Genomic DNA, 2,591 nt, shown 5'->3' with positions numbered 1-2,591 from the left:
GCGTAGGACCGGATTCCGATCCGGTCATCCCCTGCCACTTCTTCCCATCTCACCGCTGCCGAGTCGTAAATCATCCACTCATAACGAAGGTTCTCCAAGTCCCCGATGTAGGCAACTGAGTCGAGGGCGAAGTCGATTTCGCTGTTGCGCTGAATGGTGAGGGATAGGGTGTCGGGGGTGTGGGAGAAGATGAGCAGGTCGCGGACGTGGATGAGCCAGCGGGCAGAGTCAGATCCAGTGGAATCAGTAACTACAACGGAGACAATATTGTCGCCAATTTCAAGAAAGTTCACCTGTGCTACCGAATCTTGGGACTCAATTTCTTCCATATCCCTCTGCCAATGATAGTATATCGAGTCGTTCTGCAAGTCGATGGCGTGAACCCAAAATTCGAGACCCTCACCGGTAAGGACTCCAAGTTCGAACTCAGCCGGGAAGAAGTTAATGATTCTTGGACCAGACCTTTCAGGCATATATTCCAAGAAAATGCCACCATGGGCACCTTCCCTGCTGCCTTGACCTACGGTGAGAATTCGACCTTCACGATCAGACAACACTGAACGCAACTCGACTACTTCAATAGGACGCGCGTTGGGGCGGTATAGTTGGCGCCACAGCATATCTCCGTCATTGTCAATCTTGCAAATAAATCCACCTGGGAGATTGCTACCATGGCGTCCTACAAGAATATACTCTAATGATGATATCTTGGCAGCACCGTTGAATTGATTGAGCCACCCGGGTTCACCTAAATCATAGGCTCTCTGCCAGATTTCACGACCATTTGATGCTAATCTTACTGCAAAGGCGCGAGATGTGCGGTCATCGGTTCTTCGACTTGCTCCAGCAGCCAGATATTCTCCGTCATTAGACACTGTAAGCAAGGTCCTAAAATACTCTTGCAGTCGCTCACCATTTTGACCATACGTATTGGACCATATTTCATTCCCATTTCCATCGATCTTCAGCACCCATGCAGCCCAGTTCAATGTGCCTGCAAGCAGAATATCATTATCGCGGGTCTCCCTAATAGCCCAAAACTGGCTTGCCGGTCCGCGCCCATAGCGACGCTCCCATATGACATCACCATTCGATTCGGTCTTGACGACATATGCCAAGGTTCCAGATTGTCCCGCGAAGAATAACTCATTCGACTTCAATTCTACAACTGCATGGAATTGGTCGTTGTTTGCTTGTCCGTAATAGCGATGCCATAGAATTTCTCCTTCAGAAGACGTACGAAGAACCGAGGCGTCTCCTCCATTGTGTCCAAACTCATAGCCGGCTGTCACCAAATCACCGTTATCTGCTTCAATTATGCTATTGAATGATTGATTGATGTCATTTCCATCTACAAATCGTTGAAAAATCATATTGCCTTCCGTGTCACTCAAAATGAGCCATTGTGAGAAGTTCTGGTCTGCTGCATTGGCGCCGGATAGTGCATAATTGCCGTCATCGGTGATGAATATGTCATCAAATCCACGGCCAATCGTTCCTCTCGATCGATCCGGGAATAGAATTACCCTCTCGATCACGGGTTGTGCTATGGCAACGAGTGGAATCAGCGACAGGACGGCAAAGGTCAGGATATGGAGGTAAATATTCATATGTTTAGAGTAGCTAATTGGGGCGGACCTTTACACGCCCCAATTAGCCGATTCAAATGAAAACTAGGCGGCAGGAGATATTGTCCAGACGAAGTGATTGACGGTCGACGAGGGTTGAAATGGATTCACATTAGGATTGATGAGTGTCACATTCTCAACGATCCGAACCCGCCACTGTTCAGCCCAGGTGCCTCGATCACGAAAATAGTCGCCATTGCCATCGTCCTGCATATCCAGTTCCTCTCCCCACTGACCATTCACCATGAACTGGATCTTCAGAGTATAGCCGGGTTGCCCCACTTCTCCTTCATTCTGGAGAAAGACGCTGTATCGGACAACGGCCCGAGCCTCCTCCGGCTCCGGCCAGACGAGCACACCAACCGCGATGAGCATCACGGCGGCGATGATGAGGGTGAGGGTTCTGATTTTCATTCCATTGACCTTTCGTTGATTGCGCTCACCAGTGAGAAGAACATCTCACTGGTATTCATTGGATGTTCACGAGAAGGTCAATCGAGGCGGTCCGCGGACGGGGTGGCTCGAGGCGCCACCGGATGCCGGGGTGAAGGGCTGGGGTCTATTTGAAAGGCAATGGCGAGGGGACGGAAGGCAAGATGCTTCACTGCGTTCAGCATGACAGGCTGGGAGGTTGCATCCTGGACAACGCCAGGTTGGCCGAAGAGGCTGGACGAGGGCAGAGACCGGCTCACCCGACTGCCCTCGCGCGATGGCAGCAGCGGTCAGTAAGCGGCATAGGAGTCCCCCCCCGACTCGTCTAATCTATTGAAAGGAAGAAACATGCAAGGAAAGTCAAACCGCAATCCTATCAGTTCACGTGACGCTATCCAAGGACTTCGCTCAGACGACACTTTACATCATAACACCTTAAGACCCCATTGTCAAGCCAAATCGCTCCGCTCTCGCAAGATTTTTCGCTGGTTGCCGGTAAGCCGCTAATCGGGGCGGGATGAATCCCGCCCT

At 50.9% G+C, this 2,591-nt stretch carries 3 protein-coding genes; all 3 read right to left on the bottom strand.

Annotated elements, in window-relative coordinates; genetic code table 11:
• Window positions 1-1,610 (bottom strand): hypothetical protein (locus FJY67_12000; protein MBM3330170.1); only part of this gene is annotated, 1,610 nt, incomplete at its 3' end.
• A 63-nt stretch (window positions 1,611-1,673) separates the two neighbouring features.
• Entirely contained in the window at window positions 1,674-2,042 is a 369-nt protein-coding gene (locus tag FJY67_11995; GenBank protein ID MBM3330169.1) for a hypothetical protein, read from the bottom strand.
• Window positions 2,043-2,119: 77 nt separating this feature from the next.
• Window positions 2,120-2,320 carry a hypothetical protein gene (locus tag FJY67_11990; GenBank protein MBM3330168.1) on the bottom strand — a complete coding sequence of 67 codons (201 nt, stop codon included), beginning with the start codon at window positions 2,318-2,320 and terminating at the stop codon, window positions 2,120-2,122.
• Window positions 2,321-2,591 lie beyond the last annotated feature (271 nt).

The sequence above is a fragment of the Calditrichota bacterium genome (assembly GCA_016867835.1).
Taxonomy (GTDB): Bacteria; Electryoneota; AABM5-125-24; order Hatepunaeales; family Hatepunaeaceae; genus VGIQ01.
The sequence above is the reverse complement of the archived record's forward strand: the minus strand, read 5'-3'. Positions and strand labels throughout refer to the sequence as shown.